17 protein-coding genes are annotated in these 16,664 nt (G+C 46.6%); 15 read left to right on the top strand and 2 right to left on the bottom strand.

The genetic code is table 11. The features are described 5' to 3' along the window. Position 1: 1 nt before the first annotated feature. Genes K0504_RS06995 through K0504_RS06955 form a run of 9 tightly spaced genes read left to right on the top strand, consistent with a single transcriptional unit; the run spans position 2 to position 7,745 of the window. Positions 2-742 carry a heme ABC transporter permease gene (locus K0504_RS06995; protein WP_220103461.1) on the top strand — a complete coding sequence of 247 codons (741 nt, stop codon included), beginning with the start codon at positions 2-4 and terminating at the stop codon, positions 740-742. Continuing rightward, positions 742-948, top strand: a complete 207-nt coding sequence (gene ccmD, locus K0504_RS06990; protein ID WP_220103460.1) for a heme exporter protein CcmD — start codon at positions 742-744, stop codon at positions 946-948. Before K0504_RS06995 ends, ccmD begins: the two co-directional genes overlap by 1 nt. Next, positions 945-1,433 carry a cytochrome c maturation protein CcmE gene (ccmE, locus tag K0504_RS06985; RefSeq protein WP_220103459.1) on the top strand — a complete coding sequence of 163 codons (489 nt, stop codon included), beginning with the start codon at positions 945-947 and terminating at the stop codon, positions 1,431-1,433. The genes ccmD and ccmE overlap by 4 nt, the downstream gene beginning before the upstream one ends. After that, positions 1,433-3,421, top strand: coding sequence for a heme lyase CcmF/NrfE family subunit (locus tag K0504_RS06980; RefSeq protein WP_220103458.1), 1,989 nt, complete (start codon positions 1,433-1,435; stop codon positions 3,419-3,421). The genes ccmE and K0504_RS06980 overlap by 1 nt, the downstream gene beginning before the upstream one ends. Further along, positions 3,418-3,951: a DsbE family thiol:disulfide interchange protein gene (locus tag K0504_RS06975; RefSeq protein ID WP_220103457.1), complete on the top strand. Its 534-nt coding sequence runs from the start codon at positions 3,418-3,420 to the stop codon at positions 3,949-3,951. Before K0504_RS06980 ends, K0504_RS06975 begins: the two co-directional genes overlap by 4 nt. Continuing rightward, positions 3,952-4,428, top strand: a complete 477-nt coding sequence (locus K0504_RS06970; RefSeq protein ID WP_220103456.1) for a cytochrome c-type biogenesis protein — start codon at positions 3,952-3,954, stop codon at positions 4,426-4,428. Beyond that, entirely contained in the window at positions 4,425-5,735 is a 1,311-nt protein-coding gene (ccmI, locus tag K0504_RS06965) for a c-type cytochrome biogenesis protein CcmI (protein WP_220103455.1), read from the top strand. Before K0504_RS06970 ends, ccmI begins: the two co-directional genes overlap by 4 nt. A gap of 29 nt (positions 5,736-5,764) precedes the next feature. Next, positions 5,765-6,568 carry an MlaA family lipoprotein gene (locus K0504_RS06960; RefSeq protein ID WP_220103454.1) on the top strand — a complete coding sequence of 268 codons (804 nt, stop codon included), beginning with the start codon at positions 5,765-5,767 and terminating at the stop codon, positions 6,566-6,568. A gap of 28 nt (positions 6,569-6,596) precedes the next feature. Beyond that, positions 6,597-7,745 (top strand): response regulator, encoded by a 1,149-nt coding sequence (locus K0504_RS06955; RefSeq protein ID WP_220103453.1) that lies wholly within the window; start codon positions 6,597-6,599, stop codon positions 7,743-7,745. A 46-nt stretch (positions 7,746-7,791) separates the two neighbouring features. Here the strand turns inward: K0504_RS06955 and K0504_RS06950 are convergent, their stop codons facing one another. Both K0504_RS06950 and K0504_RS06945 read right to left on the bottom strand, forming a co-directional pair. After that, the gene (locus K0504_RS06950; protein WP_220103452.1) at positions 7,792-8,106 is read right to left on the bottom strand and encodes a DUF6170 family protein; all 315 of its coding nucleotides are present in this window, start codon (positions 8,104-8,106) and stop codon (positions 7,792-7,794) included. Between the two features lie 85 nt (positions 8,107-8,191). Continuing rightward, positions 8,192-9,733, bottom strand: coding sequence for a peptide MFS transporter (locus K0504_RS06945; RefSeq protein WP_220103451.1), 1,542 nt, complete (start codon positions 9,731-9,733; stop codon positions 8,192-8,194). A 507-nt stretch (positions 9,734-10,240) separates the two neighbouring features. Between K0504_RS06945 and K0504_RS06940 the strand changes: the two genes are divergently transcribed. The 6 genes from K0504_RS06940 to K0504_RS06915 all read left to right on the top strand — a co-directional run bounded on the left by K0504_RS06940 (position 10,241) and on the right by K0504_RS06915 (position 16,622). After that, entirely contained in the window at positions 10,241-11,350 is a 1,110-nt protein-coding gene (locus K0504_RS06940; protein ID WP_220103450.1) for an undecaprenyl-phosphate alpha-N-acetylglucosaminyl 1-phosphate transferase, read from the top strand. 139 nt (positions 11,351-11,489) lie between these two features. After that, the gene (locus tag K0504_RS06935; RefSeq protein WP_220103449.1) at positions 11,490-11,858 is read left to right on the top strand and encodes a hypothetical protein; all 369 of its coding nucleotides are present in this window, start codon (positions 11,490-11,492) and stop codon (positions 11,856-11,858) included. Positions 11,859-11,869: 11 nt separating this feature from the next. Continuing rightward, on the top strand, positions 11,870-13,705 hold the full coding sequence (locus K0504_RS06930) for a polysaccharide biosynthesis/export family protein (RefSeq protein ID WP_220103448.1): 1,836 nt from the start codon (positions 11,870-11,872) through the stop codon (positions 13,703-13,705). Positions 13,706-13,708: 3 nt separating this feature from the next. Next, entirely contained in the window at positions 13,709-14,494 is a 786-nt protein-coding gene (locus K0504_RS06925) for an ABC transporter permease (protein ID WP_220103447.1), read from the top strand. Continuing rightward, positions 14,491-15,141 (top strand): ABC transporter ATP-binding protein, encoded by a 651-nt coding sequence (locus tag K0504_RS06920; protein WP_220103446.1) that lies wholly within the window; start codon positions 14,491-14,493, stop codon positions 15,139-15,141. Before K0504_RS06925 ends, K0504_RS06920 begins: the two co-directional genes overlap by 4 nt. Then, entirely contained in the window at positions 15,141-16,622 is a 1,482-nt protein-coding gene (locus tag K0504_RS06915) for a lipopolysaccharide biosynthesis protein (RefSeq protein ID WP_225918013.1), read from the top strand. Before K0504_RS06920 ends, K0504_RS06915 begins: the two co-directional genes overlap by 1 nt. Positions 16,623-16,664 lie beyond the last annotated feature (42 nt).

The following is a 16,664-nucleotide window of genomic DNA, read 5'->3' as shown; positions in this document are numbered from 1 at the left end:
TATGTTTAAGTGGCTTCATCCTTACGCAAAATCAGAAAATCTATATCGACTTAGCGGAAAGTTTCTATTCTGGTTCGGTTGGCTCGGCACCATTGGCGCCATTATCGGTACGATTTGGGGGCTGGCATTCACGCCTGCTGACTATCAGCAAGGGGATAGTTTTCGCATTATCTACCTGCATGTTCCGACAGCCATGATGTCAATGAGTGGCTACTTGGGTATGGCCATTGCCGCCTTTATTGGTACCGTTTGGCAACAGCGTCATGCCGATATGACGGTTATTGCTCTGGCGCCAGTCGGTGCTGTCTATACCTTTTTGGCGTTATTTACCGGCGCGGTGTGGGGCAAGCCCACATGGGGAACGTACTGGGTATGGGATGCACGGCTGACCTCTGAGCTCATTTTGTTGTTCTTATATTTGGGCGTTATTGCGCTTTATTATGCCTACGAAGACAAGCGCAGTGGCGCTCGTGCAGCTGCTATTTTAGCCATGGTCGGGGTGATTAACGTTCCTATCATTCATTACTCGGTGGTGTGGTGGAACTCGCTTCATCAGGGAGCCACGGTGACGGTTTTTGAAAAGCCGAAGATGGACTCGAGTATGTTATGGCCGCTGCTAATCAATATTGTGGCCTTTGGCTTGATCCTTGGGGCATTAACATTAATGCGATTACGCAACGACTTGTTGATGAAAGAAGGGCACCGGCCTTGGGTGAAGAAAGTATTGGAGGAAGGCCGCTAATGGCGTTTGAAAGTTTTTCTGCATTTATCCAAATGGGCAAGCACGGTTTTTATGTTTGGCTTTCGTATGGCGTTGGCTTGCTGGCATTTGCTGCTATTTGGGGCCATTGCCTGTTTACCCGAGCAAAAATTGTGGCTGGCGTAAAAGATTTAGAAGCACGGCGTCAGCGTCGTAAAACAACTCAACAAACGGAGCGAGTCCTATGAATCCTCGTCGCAAAAAACGTTTAGCGACTACGCTGGCCATTTTGATTGGATTAGGTGTTGCCGTTGGCTTTGTGTTGTTTTCTATGACTCAAAATATTGATCTGTTTTACACCCCGTCAGAAATCGTTAACGGCAAGAATGAAACCGGCGTTAAGCCCCAAGTTGGCCAACGCCTGCGCATTGGTGGCATGGTGGTACCTGGCAGTGTTGAGCGGGATGAGCAGAGCTTACAAGTAAGCTTTGGTCTGATTGACACTGGTCCTGTGGTAACCATTGTTTATGAGGGTATTTTGCCGGACTTGTTTCGTGAAGGTCAGGGCATTGTGGCCAACGGTGTACTGCGCGACGCAACAACCATTGAAGCATTTGAAGTGCTAGCCAAGCACGATGAAGAATATATGCCACCTGACGTGGCAGAGGCGGTTGGTAAAGTTCATCCAAATGGCGTGGGTGGTGACAAGCAAAACCAAGGGAGTGGTTATTAATGATTGCTGAATGGGGCCACATTGCACAGATCTTAGCGCTGATCTGCGCCTGTTTACTGGCCGTGATCCCGATGGTGGGCAGCTACCGCGGATACATCAACTGGATGCAGCTCGCGCGCCCGCTAGCACAACTGCAATTCTTGTTCGTCGCAATTGCGTTTGCTGCATTGTGTTATGCCTTCATTCAAGATGATTTCACCATCAGCTACGTTGCTCAAAACTCCAACTCGAAATTGCCTTGGTATTATAAACTCTCGGCTGTTTGGGGCGCGCACGAAGGCTCCTTGCTGCTATGGATTTTAATGCTAAGTGGCTGGCAAGCCGCTGTGTCGGTGTTCAGTCGTGCTTTACCATTAGTCGCTATTGCCCGAGTTTTAGCGGTCATGGGGCTGATTTCAATAGGCTTTTTGACATTTATTCAGTTCACCTCGAACCCGTTTGAAACCTTGTTACCTTTCTACCCGGTAGACGGTCGCGACCTAAATCCGTTGCTGCAAGACGTTGGCTTGATCATGCACCCGCCAATGTTATACATGGGCTATGTAGGTTTTGCTGTGGCGTTTGCGTTTGCGATTGCCGCGTTGTTGTCTGGGCAATTAGACGCTGCCTGGGCCCGTTGGTCTCGGCCTTGGACATTGGCAGCTTGGATCAGCCTGACGGTGGGTATTGCCTTAGGTAGTTGGTGGGCCTATTACGAGTTAGGTTGGGGCGGCTGGTGGTTCTGGGATCCGGTCGAAAATGCTTCCTTTATGCCTTGGTTGGCGGGTACGGCATTAATTCATTCATTGGCCGTCTGTGAAAAACGCGGCGTATTCAAACTGTGGACAGTGTTATTGGCTCTGTCGGCATTTTCACTCAGTTTGCTCGGCACATTCTTAGTCCGTTCGGGCGTATTGGTTTCGGTTCATGCGTTTGCCAGCGATCCGAGTCGTGGCCTGTTCATTCTGGCATTTTTATTCTTGGTCATTGGCGGCTCTCTCGGCTTATTTGCTTGGAAAGGTGCGGCCATCAAAAGTCGTGGGCAATACGAAGTCGTCAGCCGAGAAACATTGTTACTCGGCAATAACTTGCTACTCGTAACAGCAACCTTAGTGGTGTTGGTCGGTACGATCTGGCCGTTGATTCATAAAGAAATCGGTTGGGGTACCATTTCAGTTGGCCCGCCGTTCTTCAATTTGCTGTTTTCCATCCTGGTGGTGCCATTCGTGTTTCTTTTAGGCCTTGGGCCGTTGGCGCGTTGGCGTCGTCAGTCGATGGCCAAATGGCGGCAGAGGATTCTTTTTGCCTTGGGCTTAAGCATCTCCAGCGGCATCGTACTCAACGCTGTTTTTGGTGATGTACAGGAATTTCACGCGGCGCTTGGTGTGGTACTTGGGATTTGGGTGGTTATTTGCACGCTGCAGGAATTACTGAGTCATCAGCATGGTAATCAAACCCTTTGGCAAGCGTTATCTAAGTTGTCGCGCAGCCACTGGGGGATGGTGTTAGGTCACCTTGGGTTTGCCATGAGCGTGGTGGGGATTGCGTTGACCAGCACTTACACCACTGAGCGGGATGTCCGTATGCAACCCGGTGACACCCAACCGCTGGCCGGTTATGTGGTTAAATTTGAACAAGTGGGCCCAATGCAAGGGCCAAACTATCGTGGCACGGCTGGTGAGTTTTCGGTGTGGGACGGCGATAAGCAGATTGCCCAACTCCATGCTGAGAAACGACAATATCTCGCATCGGGCTCGATGATGACCGAAGCTGCTATTGATGCTGGTTTTTTCCGAGATTTGTTTATTGCTCTTGGCGAGCCTCTAGGTGGCGATGCTTGGGCTGTTCGCCTGCACTATAAGCCATTTGTTCGCTGGATTTGGTTGGGTGCATTGGTGATGTCATTCGGCGGCGGCTTAGCGATATTTGATCGTCGCTATCGTGTTGCTCGTCGTCGTCAATCATCGCCAGCTCAAGCAGTTCAAACAACAGAAGGAGAAGCAGGATGAAAAAACAGCTTTTTTTGTTGTTGCCACTGCTGGCATTCCTTGCCGTTGGGGTGTTTTTTTATTCGGCGTTATTCTCCGATCCGCGAGAGCTGGAGTCCGCCTTAGTCGGCAAACCTGTGCCTGAGTTTGAACTACCGAACTTGCTTGAACCAAATCAAACGGTCAGTCAGCAAGCGTTTGGCGATGGCCCGTATTTGTTGAATGTCTGGGCCACTTGGTGCCCGACTTGTCGCGCGGAACATGAATACCTTAATACGCTGGCGGCGCAAGGCGTTAAAATCATCGGCTTGAATTACAAAGATGAGCCAGCCAAAGCGCGCATGTGGTTAGCGCAATTAGGCGATCCTTATGTACTGAACGTGATGGATTACGAAGGCACCTTGGCAATTGACTTAGGCGTATACGGAGCGCCGGAAACCTTCATCGTCGATAGCAACGGGATGATCTTGTATCGCCATGTTGGCGATGTAAACGCGCGAGTTTGGCAAGCCAAACTCGCCGATATATACCGCCAAGCTGGAGGTTTATAAATGACAGCCATGATACAAACTTTATTGCTTGTGGTTGGTTTGGCATATAGCGCAGTGTCTTTTGCGACCATTGATGCCTATCCATTTGACGACAATGCCAAGGAAAATCAATTTCGAGAGCTAATCAACGAATTGCGCTGCCCCAAATGCCAAAACCAAACGATTTCAGACTCGGATGCTGGCTTGGCGAAAGATTTAAAAGACAAAACCTACGAAATGGTTCAGCAAGGCGCAACAAAAGACCAAGTGATTGACTACATGGTGCAGCGCTATGGCAATTTTGTTCATTATCAACCGCCAGTTCAACAAACAACATGGGTGCTATGGTTTGGTCCGTTTGTGTTTCTCGCCGTAGCCCTTCTTGCTGTGGTTTTGGTGATCCGTAAGAAACAGCCAGCAAAAGCTCAGCCTCAATTGTCAGAGACCGAGCAGCAACGACTTCAGCAATTACTGAAAAAGGATGATTCGCCGTCATGATGTTGTTTTGGGTAGGGGCGGTAATTTTACTGCTGATCGTGCTGGTTCCTTTTGTGATGATTGCAAAACGACCCAAAGTTACCGAAGGCATTAGCCAGCTAGAGCTGAATAAACAAGTGTTTGAGCAGCGTCAACAGGAGCTTGCCGAACAATTAGCGGCTGGCACGTTGACCAAAGATGAGCACGCACAGCTTAGCTTAGAGCTGCAAACCAACTTGTTGGACGACACAGAGGATATGGCTGTTGAACAGCGTCAAGATGGCAGTATGGCGCCATTATGGGCAATGACCGCGGTAGGTCTTGTGGCTGCGATTGCGCTGTATGTTTCGATGGGCCACTTTCAAAAAGTTGACCAGTGGCAACAAAGCATGGTTGAGATGCCAGAGCTGGCGCAACGTTTAATGCAACCGGGCGATAACCCATTGTCGAACGAAGAGCTTGAACAGTTCGCCTTAGCGTTGCGAACCAAGCTACAGCAGAATGGCGACGATGCCATGGGTTGGTTGTTGTTTGGCCGTATCCAACTGTCATTCGGTCGATTAAACGAAGCCACTGAAGCTTTTACACATGCGCTTCGTTTGGAGCCTGACAACCGGTCGGTTAATTTGAGTTATGCCAAAGCAATGGCAATGACCGGCGAGCCCGCCAAAATTAACTACGCCAAACGTGTTTATCAGCGACTACTGGCTACGGCGCCCAATGATCTCGATATCTTAAGTGAGCAAGCATTTACGTTGTATGAAACGGGTGACCGCAAGGGGGCTTTTGCGAGTTGGCAAAAAATGCTCGAGATCATTCCAGAAGATAACCCTCGCCATCAACAAATAGCGCAAACCATTGCTATGTTGCAATCACAGCAACACGCGAGCAATCCGCACGCGCAGCAACGAGCAGCAGCTGAGCCGCAGCCCGAAGCGGCTCCGCAACCACAAGTGGCTGCAAGCGACGCCAACACGCCAGAGGCCGAAGCTCTTAGCATCCAAGTAACCATCGATGCGGCCGCCAGCGTGAATGTACCGGATACTAGTTTCTTGGTGGTCTACGCCCGTGCGGTGCAAGGGCCGCCAATGCCAATGGCTGTCAAGCGCATGGCGCTGCCATCATTCCCACTAACGGTGGAATTAAGTTCTGCCGATGCCATGATGGAAAATTATCAGCTTGGGGCTGTTGAACCCTTTGAAGTTGTGGTTAAGATTGTTGCCAGTGCGAATGTCGCGACCGCTGATAGTCTTTATGAAGCGGTTAGTCGTAATCTTAGCAAGCAAGATTTGCCTACGCAGATCAACCTGAGTCTGCAAGCTCAGTAATTGAAATCAAAATTTAAGGAAATGCTTTCGTGAAATTGAAGGGGTGGAGTGCGTTATTTATCTCCTTAATCATGGTCGGAAACGTGCACGCAGGCTATGAAAATGCCGAAGTCCAAAAGCGCGAAGAAGCACGCCGAGCAGCATACTATGCCAACCGGATTTATGATCCGCGCGATCCGATAGAGGATTTAAACCGTGTGTTCTACCGGTTTAATTTCAATGTGTTAGATCCATATTTCTTTAGGCCGCTCACAGTAGCTTATGTGGATTATGTGCCAGAATTGGCGCGCGAAGGCATCAACAACTTTGTGCTTAACTTCGAAGAGCCATCGTCTGCTGTAAATAATTTATTACAAGGCAAAGGCGGTGACTCGGCAAACAATGCAGGCCGCTTTGTTATCAACTCGACTGTTGGTATTTTAGGTATTGTCGATGTTGCTCAATACTTTGGTATGGAGCGCAAGCTAGACGAATTTGGCGAAGTGCTCGGTTATTACGGCGTTAGTGACGGACCCTATTTAATGTTGCCAGCGATGGGACCATCGTCGGTGCGTGAAGAAGCAGGCGACTACGTTGACAATGCTTACTGGCCTTTGGCGAAGATTGGATTCTGGCCTAAGCTGTTGATGGGGGTTTTCAAAGGCCTTTACGCACGAGCCCAGTTATTGGAACAAGATGGTTTTCTTGAAACGAGTCTCGACCCATATTTATTAGTCAAAGAAAGCTATTTTCAGCATGTTCGCTATCAAGTCTACGATGGCCAGTTGCCTGACGTAGAGGCTGAAGATGATGCCTTTTTAGAAGACTATTTAGACGAGATTGACTCAATGTAGCAATCTCTTCATTCCGTTGGAGAACGAATTGACCGACAGCGCTATAAGTCTAGGCCGTATTCTTATTGTCGATTCTGATCCAGCTTATCGCCATCAATGTTCTGACATTTTTAGCGCTTACGGTTATACGGTTGACCAAGCTGCAACTCATGCCGAAGCGCTAGCGCTTTACCATCATGCTCGCCCTGTTGCGATCTTCTGCGATTTAGAGCTACCGAGTACCTCGGGTACTGAATTCCTCAAAACCATTCGAAAGCTAGATAAAACGACACCATTTGTAGTGTTGGCAGAAGAGGCCAACATGGCCGGAGCCTTGTCCGGTTTACGCTTTGGTGCGCAAGACTTCGTGACGAAACCATTTCCTGATCCATCGTTGTTGATGCACACGTTGCGCAGTTTGCTGATTGATGATGAACAGCAACAACAGGATGAAATGGAAATTGCCATCAGCGAGCTGAGCTACAACCGGCAAGAGTTGCGCAACGATGAAGCTATGGCAAGCCTGTTTCAAGCGAGCTTATTGCCACAGCAGCAATTTGATATTGGCCGCTATCGTGTTTCTTGGCGAATGCCACTGAAGCCTCAAGCGAATCGTTACTTCCTTGATGTGTTTCCTGTTTCTGACGACCAAGCGTCTTTCTACATCGCCGATTTTGGCGATAACAATTTGGATGCTGCGTTTGCAAGTGGCGCTTTGAAAGTGGTGTTCAACGAGGCGCTACGCGAATCAAATCATAATTCATCAACGTTGCTGCGGAATCCTGCTCAAGTGATGAGTTGGGCCAACCACTATTTAAGTTCGCTGAATCTAAAAGAGCCGCCAGCTTTAGTTTATGGGCTTATTGATGCCAAAAACGGCCGGATGAAATGGGCAAATGCGGCATTTGATAAAGGGCCATACGTTTGGTTTGATGCAGCCACCCAAGCATTGGCCGATCCCGGTCCTGAACTTGCGCTAAGCGCGCCCGCTAATGCTTATCGCTGTAATGAATTTAATGTCGATGAAGGGCGCCCGCTAGTCTTTAGCCATTTACCGGGAGAGCAATTGAAATTGTTGGCAAAACAGAAAACAACCAATAATTTACCTATTCCCGTCAGTGATCTGCTAACTCAAGCGCTTGCCAGCGATTCTGATAACAACGCGTTTAGCTTTGTTATAGGCCGAACGCCAAAGTAGCTAGCCGTCAAGCCCTCCGCACCTATAATCGATTGCTGATAAAAGACTAGTTGTTTGATGAAGCGCGTGTTTTATCAAATTCGTGAATGGCTGCGTCCCAGTGAGATTTGGCAAAGGCTATGTGAATTGGCTTAGTCAGCAGGCTAAATGCAAGCAATACCACCAGTACGCCGGCTAGCGCTGCTATTGGGGGGAATTGCGCAAGAAGGAAAAAGGGCGGTACAAAAATAACCAGCTTAATGAGGTTTAACGTTACCTTTTGTATTGGCGTTAACTTTTTCAATGCCAAGTTTAAGATAGCGACACGTTCAAGTGGTCGGTAGGACTTTAATTCGGCGACCTGATTCAACGTCAACTGCATCGGCTTTCCTCGTTCTTCATAAGCTTCGTTAGAGACAAAAAAGGCTGCACAAGCAGCCTTTTTTCTTTAAAAATCAACTGAAGAGTTACTGATGTTCACTCGTAGTTTTTAATTCTTCTTCAAGCGACTCATGGTTTTGGCCCTCGGCGCCATGCATCCAGTCAATCAACTTATCTGACAACAAGTATAGGATGATTGCGGACACGACACCGGTGATCACCAAACCACCGAAGATCGAGAATGATTTGTCAATCATGGCCGCTTCTTTGGCTGCATCAATGCAAGCTTGTACATTGGCATCGTTTGCACAGGCTGCAGCAAAGTCGGCTTCGCCGCCATGCACGCCAATCATTGCGCCAACCAAGGCTGCAACTTTGTTGGCCAAGCCAGTAAAGAAGAACCACAAACCCATGAACAGTGAAGCCAATTTGATCGGTGCCAACTTGGTCACCATTGATAGCCCCACAGGGCTCAAGCACAGCTCACCCAATGTATGGAACAAATAAGCACCAATAATCCAAAGCATGCTTGATTTAGCATTGCCGCCGGCGATTTCTGCAGATGCGCCGAGCATAAACAAGAAACCCAAACCGAGGAATAGCAAACCAATCGCAAATTTAACCGGCGAACTCGGATCGCGCTTGCCCAAGCGAGTCCAGAGTAGTGCAAATATTGGAGCAAATAATACGATGAAGAACGCATTAACTGATTGGAACCAAGCCGTTGGTACTTCAAAATCGCCAATCATCCGATCGGTGAACTTATCAGTGTAAATGTTCATCAGACCGCCGGCTTGCTCGAAGCCCGCCCAGAACACGATGGTAAACAAACCGAGTACGAAAATAACCTTGATGCGATCGCGTTCGACTTTGCTCAATGGGCCAGCTGATTCATCAGCTTTTTGCTGAGCTTGTTTTGACTTGGCGACCGGCTCAACGCCAATATTACCGAGTAGTTTGCGTGCAAACGTTAACTGGATGATCAGTGACAACACCATGCCAATACCGGCAGCAGCAAAACCTGCTTGGTAGTTGTTCACAAACACTTCTTGGCCATTGATGATTTCAGCATGACCAAATTGAACGTATACCAAGCCAACCAAAATACCGGATAGGAAAGCGCCGATATTGATACCCATGTAGAAGATGGTGAATGCACCATCACGGCGATGATCGCCTTCTTCATACAAGTCACCAACCATGGTGGAAATATTCGGCTTGAATAAACCGTTACCAGCCATCAGCAAGCCTAGACCCGCGTAAAATACTTCGTTGGACATACCCGGAACCCAGCCATGAGGCATAGCCAAGGTAAATTGTCCAAGAGCCATCAAGGCACCACCAATCAAGATGGCTTTGCGTTGACCTAGGTAGTTATCGGCTAACCAGCCACCGATGAGTGGCGTCAGGTAGACCAGCATTGTAAATGTGCCGTACAAGTGGATTGCATCGGCTTCTGACCAACCCAAACCAGCGCCGCCTTGGCCTTGCGCTTTGTCGACGAGATAGAGAACGAGAATGGCACGCATTGCGTAGTAGCTGAAGCGCTCCCACAATTCAGTGCCAAACAACAAGAACAGGCCGGCTGGATGGCCGAACATCGTCTTATTGGATGGTAATTGACTCATGTTAATAGTTTCCCAGTATTCGGTAGTAAAAAATCATTATTGTTGTATTATGCGCCGCTTCGGCAGGGTGCCGGTTCGCAGCATTGCGAGCTTGGTTATACAGAAACCATATGGTGATTTCAATGTATGGCCCCGCTTCGGACAAGGATGATGGTGTCAAGTCAAAATGATCGACAGAAATGGCTTATTGAATCGTTTTGTTAACGCTTTAGTAACATTTGAATCGCCACTAGAACTAATTGCATCAAATTGGTGAATTCAATTTGACATATATCGATTAGACGACCATTATTTGCGACAAGCCTCACATTATTACCCTAGTTTTTTATCTGGGTATTTGAAAGTCAAGGCGTGTGGGGCAGCATGGAACGCATCGAGAGATAACGGATTTCGCGACCACCCGTTCGTAAGTTTATCGGCGGTACTGAGTAACTGCTAGGTGGTTGGATGTGACCATTATGCTGTGTAGGTAGTTGGCATATTGAAAAGGCATCTTAGGATATTTGAATGCAAGTGACTTTGTTCATGTTGTTGGAAGTTTTGGCCCTAACGGCCCTTTCAACTTTTATCATTATTGAGTTTGTGACGCCGCTTGCCGTCAAACTCGGCTTAGTTGATCGCCCTAATAACACTCGCAAACACCATGTAGGCGATGTTCCTCTCGCTGGCGGCATTGCTGTCTTTATCAGTACCGCAATCGGTTGTGCTTTTTGGCTAGGCGAAGCCATTGAATCCCTTAAGTTCTACTTCCTCGCATCATCGCTAGTCGTGTTTGTTGGCATCCTCGATGACAAATATGAGCTAAGTGTACGTGCTCGATTGGTCGGGCAGATTATCGTTTCTTTCATGATTGTGATTGGCGCACAGACTCATTTGACGGCGCTGGGCGATCTATTTGGTTTGGGCAACATCGTGTTGAGCCCGTCCGTTGCCTTCTTCCTCACCGTGTTTGCAGTTCTTGCCGTTATAAACGCATTTAATATGCTTGACGGTATGGATGGCTTACTCGGCTCTGTAAGCATTGTGCCGCTTATGGCGAGCGGCTTTTTGATGTTGAACTACGGCATGCATTTGCAAGCATTCGTTGCGTTTACACTATCGAGCGCAATAGTTCCTTTCTTGGTTTACAACATCGGCATTCCCGGTAATAAACTCACTAAGATATTCTTAGGCGATGCCGGAAGCATGTTTTTGGGCTTGAGCGTGGCGTTTCTAATGATCGCTGGCTCTCAAGGTAAAGAGATTGCATTTAGTCCTGTTACCGCTTTGTGGTTAACCGCTATCCCTCTGATGGATCTGGCGACGGTTACTGCTCGACGTTTGTATAAGAAAAACCCGATCTTCAACGCTGATAAAGAGCATTTACATCATGTGTTATTACGTGCTGGCTTCAGCCGCGCACAAATACTGTTGATGGTTATGGCTGTGTCCTTGCTCTTTGCTGTAATTGGTATTCTAGGCGAATTAGCTGGTTTGCCCGAACCGCTCATGTTTGCCGCCTTCCTGATTTGCTTTGCGACATACGCTATTGTCATCCATGGCCGTATTCGACAGCGCAAATTTTTGGTCTCCATCGCAAACTTCCTAAATCGTAAGCGCCAAGCCGAATTCGGCTAGGTGGTTGCTTGTTTCTCCGATAGCGAACGCGTTATAGTCTCTGTCCGAAAATCATCGATTTTGACTCACTAAATGAGTCATTTTTAGATGCTGGATAAAAGCTTTCTCGCGATGGCAATGGACTGACTTTAAGAAAATCATGATAAAATTAACTCCGCATTTTTTTGCTGCAATTGCTGCATCCTTACTGGCTGCTTGTGCTAGTCCTCCACCTGAAGTTACTGCCTCTGTGCCACTACTAATTGAAAAAGCGACTTACGATGCCAGCTATCTGTCGTCTAATACAGCTAATCAGCTAGAAATGGCCGCTGTCGGTAGCGTAATCGTCAACGGCAACGAGCAAATTTCTGTGATTCACCAGTATGTATCTGCGCTCGGTATGCCTTGTAAAAAAATCATTGTGTCAACGCCCGCCTATGCGCCTTATAAAACAGCCGCCTGCAAAAATGATGAAGGGTGGTTCACGACGCCAAGTTTGATGCCGATTGAAGCTAAGAAACTGAATTAGGACGTATAAGAATGCATAATAAATATTGTCTTCAGGCCACTACGCTTCTGCTAGTCGCGTTGAGTTGTTTTTTAGCCCATGCTCAGACCTTAACCGCAGACCAAATTGCAGCCCTTCAGCAACAACAGGGCGGGCAGAGCAATAACTCTCAAGCAGCGGCAAGAAATCAACAAGCTAGTTTCTCCAATGGCTTATTAAACCAAGATCTGAATTCGCAGGTCACCACCAATCAGTCGCTTGCACAAGGTCAGTACCCGGCAACTGGCCGTCAAGGCGTTATTCTGCCTGGCGAGCAGCGTGTTGAAATGTTGTTGCCGCCATCTGAACTAGGCGCGCCCGCGCCTTACGGTGCCAATTTATTCGCAGGTGGTTATGAAAGTGAACGTATCGATGGTTTGAATGATGATTATTTGATTGCCGCTGGCGACAAAATCAATATTTGGATGTGGGGCGCGGTTAATTTCTCGCAAATTGTCACTGTCGATAATCAAGGAAATATTTTTATTCCAAATATCGGCCCGGTAATGGTGGCAAATACCAAAGCCAGTCAAGTCAATGCTTTGGTTACTCAGCAAATCAAACAGATTTACCAGAAGAATGTGCAGGTCTACGTTAATTTGTTAACGGCAACGCCGGTCAGCGTTTATTTAGCTGGGCCCGTTATTCGGCCTGGGCAATATGCAGGAATGGCCTCTGACAGTGTGCTGTACTTTCTCAAGCGTGCTGGCGGCATCGATGCTGACCGAGGTAGCTATCGCCATATTAAGGTAATACGCAAAGGGCAAGCTGTTGTTAGTTTCGATTTGTACGATTTTATGCGCAATGGTCAACTGCCTGATTTCACCTTTAAAGACAAAGACGTGATCTTAGTAGAGCCGCAAGGTGCAGCTGTTACTGTGGTGGAAGGTGCGCGCAACCCGTTTCGTTTTGAGTTCTCAAGTGAGTTTGCCTCAGGTCAAGAACTTGCGACATATGCTCGGCCATTAGCTAAAATCTCTCATGTAGGCGTTATTGGCACGCGTCGAGATGGCCCATTTTCTGTTTACATGCCGTACGCGGATTTCACTGCCTTTCGTTTAAGTGATGGTGACCGCTTAATCTTCAATGACGATTGGGATCCTGAAATTTACGACGTGCAGGTATCCGGTAGTCATTTAGGCCCTTCTTACTATACCGTTCGTAAGCAAACACGCTTATACGACTTACTCAGTCAAGTTGAAATAGATCCAGTACTGACAGACTTCAAAAACATATACATCTTGCGCGAAAGCGTGGCGTTGCGCCAAAAAGAAATGATTGACCAATCGCTGGATCGCCTCGAACGCAGTGTGTATACAGCGCCAGTTCAATCGACCGGCGAAGGCACTATTCGCGCGCAAGAAGCCGGTTTGGTGTCAGATTTTGTGCGCCGCGCAAAACAAATCCAACCGCTAGGAAAAGTTATTGTTTCAGAGAAAGGCAAAATTGCCAATATTCTGCTGGAGCAGGGCGATGAGGTTGTGATTCCGCAGAAGTCAGATCTCATTCATATTGGTGGTGAAGTACTTATGCCGCAATCCGTTGTGTTTAACGGGCAAGCGGGCATTCAAGACTATGTGGCATGGGCTGGGGGCTATACCGAACGGGCAAACTACGAGCGAATTTTAATTGTTCACGCCAATGGACTGTCGAGCTTCGTAGGGGACCCTAGTGCCTATTGGATGGCCGATACCAGTAACGTAAGACTACATCCTGGTGACCAAATCCTCGTGCTGCCTAAAATTGATGCCAAGGCTCTGCAAGCAGTTAAAGATATAACTCAGATTATCTATCAAATCGCCGTAGCTGCGAATGTGGTTTTGGATTAGATCGTGGCAAAAGCGCTTCGACGTTCACGTATAAAAATATGGTGCGACGTAATATTCGCTCTGCTCGTTCGTCATGTAGGTAGCAAATTTGATGATAAATTTGGTATGGCTTGGGCTGTTATTGAACCGCTGTTGTTTATTCTTATGTTGTCGTTTCTACGTGGACGAATGGGAGGCGAAGAGTCCCATGGAATGCCAGTTTTTGTATTTATCATGTTCGGCATGTTGATGTTAAGAGCTTTTACTGATGTTTTAAGTGATGCTGCATCTGCGCTGCGAAAAAACAAAAGCCTGTTTGCATTTCGTCAAGTTCAGCCAATTAGTTCTGTTATCGCCTCTGCTATTTTTAATGTCATTATCGACATTTTTGTTTTTTCGCTAATCCTACTATTCATGTACCTAATGAAAATCGAGTTTCAAATTTCGGATATGTTGACCATTTTGTTACTTTATGCTCAGTTGATAATGATGGGGATTTCTTTTGGGTTGCTTTTTGGCATCGCTTCTACATTTGTTCGAGAATTAGATAAGATCAGATCTCTAATTACTCGGCCGCTCATGTTTATTTCGTGCGTCTTTTTCTCGCTACAAGATATTCCCGAAGAGTTATGGCCTTATTTTACTTGGAATCCCCTTCTTCATTGCATCGAATTAAGTCGGCAGGCCGCGTATCCTAATTTTGGTGCTGTGGGGGTTGATTATTCTTACGTATCGATTATCACAATTTGTGTTTTATTTTTGGCCTTGGCATGCTATCGGCTAACCTGGAAAGAGGTATTGAGTCGATGATCTATTTGGATAACGTGAGCAAATGGTACTCCACCAAAAAAGGTGAACAGCATATATTTAGCTCGATAACATTTGAAATTCCTACTGATCACAATATCGCCTTACTCGGCTCAAACGGTGCAGGTAAGTCTACTTTATTCCGAATGTTGGCTGGTAGTGAATATCCAAATAAGGGCCAAATTAAAACCGATGCTACTATTTCTTGGCCTGTAGCATTAAGCACTGGAATTCATCCAAAAATGACAGGGAGAGAAAATACTCGATTTATAGCTCGGGTTAATGGCGTGCAAGACTTAGAAGAGTATGAGGGGCGTGTTCAAAACTTCGCAGAGCTAGGTAGAAAGTACGACTTACCGGTACAAAGCTATTCAAGCGGGATGCGTTCTCGTTTGGCATTTTCATGCTGTATGGGGATCGACTTTGATTTATATCTAATCGATGAAGCATTATCTGTGGGGGACAAAAAATTCAAACGAAAAGCGAAAAGAGCACTGCTCGACAAAAGTAGAACAGCCAATATTTTAATGGTAAGCCACGAAATAGATGAAATCCGTTTGTTTTGTGACAGCGCTATCGTCATTGATAATGGTGAATTGACTTTCTATAACGATTTAGAAGAAGCCATTATGGTTTATGAGGGCGAATAATGGCTGATGGGAATAAAATGAAATCTAACCAAGATCTTGCAAGTAAATTAAAAGATTTTCGTAAGAAAGTTTCAGCTTCTGATTGGGATGACGCGCTAAAATTAACAGAGCATGCACTAAATATTGCAGCAACAGACTTAGAGCTAGCATATAGAATTATGCAGCGGGCGCATAATATAGAGCCAGAGCATCAGTCAGTGCTTACTGCCCATGCCGAGATTAAAGCGAGACTCAAATTGGCTTCATCAAATGCTTTAAAGCCAGCTTCTAGTTTGATTCACAAAGTGAAGTCTGCTCCTTTTCAAGGCCACTTAGAGAGAGCAAAAAGTAAAGCTCTGCAAAATTGGCAGCTAGTCCCTGCCAATTTAAAAACACCTATGATGCTGTTGTTTATGCTGCCTTGGATACTGTTTTCTGTTTACCAGCTTCTTTGGGCATCGCCTCGATTTGAAAGCCAAGCACAAGTGATTGTTAAACAGCCCGATGCTGCTGCAACGCTCGACCCTGCCATGGCGCTACTCTCTGGCTTTGGCGTTGCTAGTGGAGGCTCAGATACTCAAGTAGTTATGGTTTATATTCACTCTAATGACATGCTTAATTATCTTGAGAATGAGTTGAATCTTCGAGCTCATTTCTCAAGTTACAGCGTTGATTTTTTTAGCCGCTTGCATAAGTGGAACGAACAAGAAGAGTTTCTGGAATACTATAAACAGCATGTTGGTGTGCTAGCTTCTAGCGAATCAGGTATTATTACCATTCAAGTACAAGCATTTGAGCAAGAATATGCCTTAAGGCTAAATCAAGCTATTGTCCAGCGTGCGGAATGGTTTATTAACAATATTGGGCATATGCTTGCAAAAGAGCAACTCGCCTTTGCTAGAAATGAGCACGCGTTAACTGAGCAAAAATTACATGTAGCACAAACAGATCTACTTAACTTTCAAGAGCGCTACAACCTGTTAGATCCAACAGCCGAAGGCGCAGCCCTACAGCAAATTACTTATGGTATTGAAAGCCAATTATCGGTCAAGCACGCAGAATTAAAGGCGCTTAAATCTGTTATGAGTGATACGGCCCCGGCAGTAATGGCTGCTCAAGCTGAAATTGATGCGTTAACAGAACAGCTTAAACTCGAGCGGCAACGACTATCACCTAATCAAATGATTGACATGACTAGGGTGGGAAGCAGTTCGGCGAAACAATTGTCGGTCGGCGAGATATTGGCTGGTTACAGTGATTTGAAAGTAGCTATGGAGTTAGCATTGCAAGCTTACACAAGTTCTCTGATTTCACTGGAGAAATCTAGAATTGAAGCGTACAGAAAACTACAGTATTTGGTAACGATTGAATCACCAACATTGCCAGAGGATGCCCGTTACCCAGAGCGGTTATATAATATTATATTATTTGCAGTGCTTGGCTTGTTATTATTTGGCATAGTGAGAATTGTGGTCGCAACTATCAAAGAACTCACAACATAAGCTCGCCAAGTGTCGAGCACGAACGGATAAAGAGGTTGAACG

The sequence above is a fragment of the Neiella holothuriorum genome (genome assembly GCF_019457915.1).
GTDB lineage: Bacteria > Pseudomonadota > Gammaproteobacteria > Enterobacterales > Neiellaceae > Neiella > Neiella holothuriorum.
Note: the sequence above shows the minus strand (reverse complement) of the source record. Positions and strands in the feature narration are given on the sequence as shown.

Bases quoted from the DNA above. Each gene is read 5' to 3' on its own strand.
- K0504_RS06970 (WP_220103456.1), top strand. From the start codon at position 3,952: ATGACAGCCATGATACAAACTTTATTGCTTGTGGTTGGTTTGGCATAT.
- ccmI (WP_220103455.1), top strand. From the start codon at position 4,425: ATGATGTTGTTTTGGGTAGGGGCGGTAATTTTACTGCTGATCGTGCTG.
- K0504_RS06975 (WP_220103457.1), top strand. From the start codon at position 3,418: ATGAAAAAACAGCTTTTTTTGTTGTTGCCACTGCTGGCATTCCTTGCC.
- K0504_RS06950 (WP_220103452.1), bottom strand. From the start codon at position 8,106: ATGCAGTTGACGTTGAATCAGGTCGCCGAATTAAAGTCCTACCGACCA.
- K0504_RS06995 (WP_220103461.1), top strand. From the start codon at position 2: ATGTTTAAGTGGCTTCATCCTTACGCAAAATCAGAAAATCTATATCGA.
- ccmE (WP_220103459.1), top strand. From the start codon at position 945: ATGAATCCTCGTCGCAAAAAACGTTTAGCGACTACGCTGGCCATTTTG.
- K0504_RS06945 (WP_220103451.1), bottom strand. From the start codon at position 9,733: ATGAGTCAATTACCATCCAATAAGACGATGTTCGGCCATCCAGCCGGC.
- K0504_RS06930 (WP_220103448.1), top strand. From the start codon at position 11,870: ATGCATAATAAATATTGTCTTCAGGCCACTACGCTTCTGCTAGTCGCG.
- K0504_RS06915 (WP_225918013.1), top strand. From the start codon at position 15,141: ATGGCTGATGGGAATAAAATGAAATCTAACCAAGATCTTGCAAGTAAA.
- K0504_RS06920 (WP_220103446.1), top strand. From the start codon at position 14,491: ATGATCTATTTGGATAACGTGAGCAAATGGTACTCCACCAAAAAAGGT.
- K0504_RS06980 (WP_220103458.1), top strand. From the start codon at position 1,433: ATGATTGCTGAATGGGGCCACATTGCACAGATCTTAGCGCTGATCTGC.
- K0504_RS06940 (WP_220103450.1), top strand. From the start codon at position 10,241: ATGCAAGTGACTTTGTTCATGTTGTTGGAAGTTTTGGCCCTAACGGCC.
- ccmD (WP_220103460.1), top strand. From the start codon at position 742: ATGGCGTTTGAAAGTTTTTCTGCATTTATCCAAATGGGCAAGCACGGT.
- K0504_RS06935 (WP_220103449.1), top strand. From the start codon at position 11,490: ATGATAAAATTAACTCCGCATTTTTTTGCTGCAATTGCTGCATCCTTA.